Consider the following 5,164-nt stretch of genomic DNA (forward strand, 5'->3'; position numbering starts at 1 on the left):
GTTCAATAAAAAGCGTATACACAGTGCATTGGGCTATGTATCGCCTTTTGAGTTTAAAGCAATGTACTATGATAAGCTTAACCTGTTAGGTCAAGTGGCTTAACTTAAATAAAAAGGTCTCAGACAAACCCGGTACAGTTCACTTTTACAAAAAACTAGAAGCACTAAACCTTTCGTTCGAAGACCTTACAGAACATAATTTAATAGACGCTAAGGTACACTTAAAGAAAATAATAGAGAAAGGTAAAATATATAGATTAACGGATACTGAGAAAACAGCAAAAGCATTCTACGTTCAGAGAGTTTCCCAAACTTTGTGTAACTGCTTATAATCCACTAACCGGAGAATAAGCAATGACAACTCAATCTGGCATTAAGAAACTAGCTGAACAAATGGCTGGTAGCATGAAAAGCTTCGATGACATCAAAGACCTCCAGAAGCAGCTCATGCAATCCTTTATCGACACTGCCCTTGAAGCTGAGATGGAAGACCATCTCGGCTATCCTAAGCATGAAAAGGCAGATAAGCCAAATAAACGCAATGGGCATACTAAAAAGACCGTCCGCAGTGACACAGGCGATCTTGAGATATCCGCTCCAAGAGACCGCAATAGCAGCTTTGAGCCTGTGCTGGTCAGTAAGCATCAAACCCGTATCTCAGGTCTCGATGATAAAATCATATCGTCACTACAGGCATAGCCTTCCGTCTTGCGCTTCGGGCAAGTGTGCCCCACACACTTGCTTATCCTCGCTCATACGCCAAGGGTCAAACCACCACCGAGATTGTAGAGAGCATTAAAGAGCTCTACGATGTCGATATCTCCAGTAGCTTAGTTTCAAAAGTCACTGACAACATATTAGAGGACATCACCGCTTGGCAGAACCGTCCGCTGAGCAGCGTCTATCCTATCGTCTATTTGGACTGCATCGTCGTGAAGATACGTCAAGACAAGCAGATCATCAACAAGGCTATCTATCTGGCACTAGGCGTGGGACTTGATGGCAGAAAAGAGCTGCTTGGTATGTGGCTCTCAGAGCATGAAGGCGCTAAGTTCTGACTGGGTATTCTCACTGAACTACAAAACCGCGGGGTACAAGATATTCTCATTGCCTGTGTTGACGGCTTAAAAGGCTTCCCTGATGCCCTCAACACCGTCTACCCCAACGCTCAGGTTCAGCTGTGTATCGTGCATATGGTACGCTATTCAATGAAGTTCGTACCGTGGACTGATAAGAAAGCCGTAGCGGCTGATTTAAAGGTTATCTACGGCGCTGATACGCTTGAGATAGCAGAGGCCAATCTTGAATCCTTCAACGCAACATGGGGTGATAAGTACCCGCATGTGGTTACCTCTTGGCGTAATAACTGGGAGGGCTTAACGGTGTTCTTTGGCTACCCTAAAGACATCAGAAAAGTGATTTATACCACCAATGCGATAGAGCCTTTAAACAGTGTGATTCGGACAGCGGTGAATAAGCGTAAAGTATTCCCCTCTGATCAAGCGGCGTTTAAAGTGGTGTATTTAGCCACCCAGCAGGCATCCAAAAAGTGGTCGATGCCGAGTCAACACTGGACGTCTGCTTTGAATCGCTTTATGATTATGTTTGATGATCGTATTAGGGCGTGTTGAACATTGGCGACAAATTAATGGCAAAAAAAATAGCGAACGGTTAGGGCGTGCTTTATCGCATGCGTGCTGGCTGTCCTTGGCGCGACTTACCCGAGTATTTTGGCAAGTCTAATACCATCTATAAAGCTTACCAGCGCTGGTTTCGCAGTAATAAGCTAATGGCATTATTTACGTTACTGATCAAAGACGCAGACCTTGAGTGGGTCTTTATCGATGGCACTCATATTAAAGCGCATCAGCACAGCAGTAGTGGCAATGAGAACCTACAATCCATTAGCAAAAGTGTGGCAGGCCGCGCGACCAAGATTCACTTAGCAGTTGATGCTCATGGCAATCCGATTACCTTTATTTTATCAGAGGGCACAACCCACGATGTCAAAGTCGCACCTGATTTAATAGACAAGGTTGACTTGAGTAATACAGAGGTTTTATGTGCCGATAAAGGCTATGATTCTGATGCACTACGAGCCCATATTGAACAAGCAGGGACGCATAATAACATCCCTCGAAAACGAAACACTCAGTCTTCTAACGACCATATGGACTGGGACTTATATAAAGCCAGACATCTAGTAGAAAACGCTTTCGCTAAGCTAAAACAGTATAGGGCGGTTGCCACCAGATTTGATAAGCTCAAGCAGAGTTATGAAAATACGGTCGCTCTTGCTTGTGCTTATATCTGGCTCAAATTATGAATGTTCAACACGCCCTAGATTAACTTAGCTTTGATACCTATTTTCCCTCGTCCAAGTTTCAACCACCATGCCGGTACGTATCCCTGAGCTTGATCACGTGACCATAGCGCGGTTAACAGCCCCAATCCTATGAGAGACACAAGGGCAAAAGTACTCTCTGAAATCATACCTAGAAAATATAAAGTAGACATAGTAATAACTATGAAACTATATGTGAGCCAACCTCTCACGCCGTACTCAATAAAAGCGCAGGACGTATCTATAAAACCTTTTAACTTACTCATCACTATTCCTCACTTTAAGCCGACTCTTATAGTTGAAACAATAGCACTGTGTTACGTTTTTATCAACACAAACCCATGTATGATAAATCGTTTCTGCTACATAAGAAAATCATTAGCAAATAAATATGCACTGATGATAATCAAAATATTATCAAAGCTACCTCTTCATATGTCTGAAATGAATACGTATTGAAATATAACATCAAACTGTCTCTGAATACGCTCATTTGACCCTATTGATTAATCCTACCCCGATATTAGCTAATGTTTTGTAGTCATAATCATTATTTACCTCCGCACCAGCTTGGATGAATGCTTCTTCAGCATGGTACATAGCTACTAGTAAAGCATCAGAAGGGTTGTGTATATCCATAATTTCAGGTAAGTAGATCAAACGTCGAGCATAGCGTGTTGGTGTATCGATATCATTAACTATGGCATCACTCGCTAGTGTTTCCAATCTTATACCCAAAAGTATATACATCACATCAAACCCTATATTCCAGAGCTTAACGACTAATGATGATGGCATATCTCGCTTGCCTGTTTCATAATTTTTATAGGTATTTTGATGAACGCCTAACTGGTTGTAGACATCAACTGCTTTCAAATTTAGACGCTCACGTTCTAATTCCAATCGCTTACCCATATCTTCAGGATTCATCTAACCCCCCTCAAAAATACACTCTCATGTAAACAAAATATTGACATACACTCAAATGTTAGTATTATTATACACTCAATTGAGTGAAACGTTTTAGAATAATATATTCTATCATAATAGGATACCACCAAAATGAAAGTGAGCACATTACAAGCTACGAACAAAGGACAGTTACATAAATCCAATCGTAAAGCCATACCTATTCGACTTCTGCCAGAACAACACGCTGAACTTAAAAAAACTGCAGCTACTGAGATTCGTTCTATGGGATTTATCGCATTACGGCGCTACCAAGCTGGTCTGCAATTAGAGCAGTCAAAGCAACCAACCTAATATATTGACACTGCCATCGCAAACACAGTCGAGATGACAGTGTCATTTTTGGGCGATGAGGGAAGTACCGGTCAGTACTTCAGAAATTATCAGCCATATCCAACAATATTCGTATTCACCCGACCCCTTTAGATCAGCGCTTATCAGATCAGTAGTTTCATCACTACTAGACATGAAAACAGTCAATCCATCGTAGGCATAAACCAAACCACTTACCAAACCAAACGAGCACTATTATGCAAACCATGCAAGATGATACCCGTAGCGAGCTAATCACTCGCCTCGTACAAGATTATGGTCTCAAATTCTCCAGCGACCGTCAGTTTTTGCGTTATGGCCGCTGCCCGTCATGCGGCAAAAAGGAGTTATTCACCGGTGCTGATGCGCCGTGGACGATCCAGTGTGGCCGCGCTAATAAATGCAATTACCAAGCATCTACTCGCGATATTTACCCAGACATATTCGCCAATTGGACGAAGAAAAACCCACCAACACCCAGCAACCCAAATGCCACGGCTGACGCTTATCTTCAGTCGGGACGTGGCTTTGCTATTGTCAAATGGCAAGGCAGCTATACCCAAGAAGTATTCAAAGACTTCTATTCTGATTTTACTTGTCCTAGTGTCCGTTTCAACATCACAAGCGAAGGGCAAACTCTAGGGTATTGGGAACGGCTGATAGAACCCGCCGCAAATATAAAAAAGGCCCGTGTACAAACAGGCTTTAAATTTAAAGGTCATGCTTGGCTACCGCCAAAGCTGCACCTACAGCATGGCATCTGGCCATATGTGAAAGAGCTATGGATTACTGAAGGCATCTTTGACGCCATGGCACTGACTGAGAACGGCTTACATGCCATTAGCAACATCACCGCCGGTAACTTCCCAGCGCACACCTTAGCGCAAATAAAAGCACGAATGGCAGAGCTTGGTAAGCCACTGCCCAAGCTTATCATAGCACTCGATAGCGACCATGCTGGACGCAAAGCCACTGACAAACTGGTGGCCACCGCACGCCAAAACGGCTGGGATGTCACCGCCGCACAGTCAAGTGAGTACAGCGACGGTGCAGACTGGAACGACCTACACAAAGCAGGAAAACTCACCAAGTCAGACCTTGAACGCTACCGCTTTTATGGTGAGCTGCTTATTGCTGAGACAGCAAAGGACAAGGCGCTACTGACGTACAACCAGTATGGCACCACTAGCTTTTATATGTTTTTCAACAGTTGCACCTACTGGGTAAAAGTAGACAGCGAGAGCTTTGATAAAGCCAAGCAAATGGATGCGGACAGCGAACCGACAGAGGATCTATTCAATACTGAAGAAGAATTAAAAGAAGCCGTACAGCTATGGCATGACGATCTAATGCAGTCTTGCATGACTGTCACCCAAATCATGAACTGTCAGCCACAAGCACTCTATTATCAGCAAAACCTTGTCACTGATGAGTCGTGGTATTTTTTTCGTATTCGCACACCACAAGGCGACACTAAAAATACCGGTGGTGTATCAGAAAGTATGCTGAGGAGATAAAAGGAGGGTGACAGCCAAAGCA

Annotated in this window: 3 protein-coding genes and 2 pseudogenes; 4 read left to right on the forward strand and 1 reads right to left on the reverse strand. The window is 43.4% G+C overall.

Going from position 1 to position 5,164, the window contains the following annotated elements; all coding sequences use genetic code 11:
* Positions 1–354 precede the first annotated feature (354 nt).
* Positions 355–1,631 (forward strand): annotated as a pseudogene (locus tag EI164_RS14535) (IS256 family transposase).
* Between the two features lie 47 nt (positions 1,632–1,678).
* A pseudogene (locus tag EI164_RS14540) lies at positions 1,679–2,326 on the forward strand (IS5 family transposase); the annotation flags it as partial.
* Positions 2,327–2,833: 507 nt separating this feature from the next.
* Here the strand turns inward: EI164_RS14540 and EI164_RS14545 are convergent.
* Positions 2,834–3,274, reverse strand: a complete 441-nt coding sequence (locus tag EI164_RS14545) for a helix-turn-helix domain-containing protein (protein WP_087041098.1) — start codon at positions 3,272–3,274, stop codon at positions 2,834–2,836.
* A gap of 132 nt (positions 3,275–3,406) precedes the next feature.
* Here EI164_RS14545 and EI164_RS14550 point away from each other — a divergent pair, with 132 nt between their 5' ends.
* The gene (locus EI164_RS14550; RefSeq protein WP_087041097.1) at positions 3,407–3,607 is read left to right on the forward strand and encodes a hypothetical protein; all 201 of its coding nucleotides are present in this window, start codon (positions 3,407–3,409) and stop codon (positions 3,605–3,607) included.
* Between the two features lie 236 nt (positions 3,608–3,843).
* A complete protein-coding gene (locus tag EI164_RS14555; protein WP_192520639.1) occupies positions 3,844–5,142 on the forward strand; it encodes a toprim domain-containing protein in 1,299 nt (432 codons plus the stop codon).
* The last annotated feature ends 22 nt before the right edge of the window (positions 5,143–5,164 follow it).

It is taken from the genome of Psychrobacter sp. FME13, assembly GCF_014861395.1.
Taxonomy (GTDB): Bacteria; Pseudomonadota; Gammaproteobacteria; order Pseudomonadales; family Moraxellaceae; genus Psychrobacter.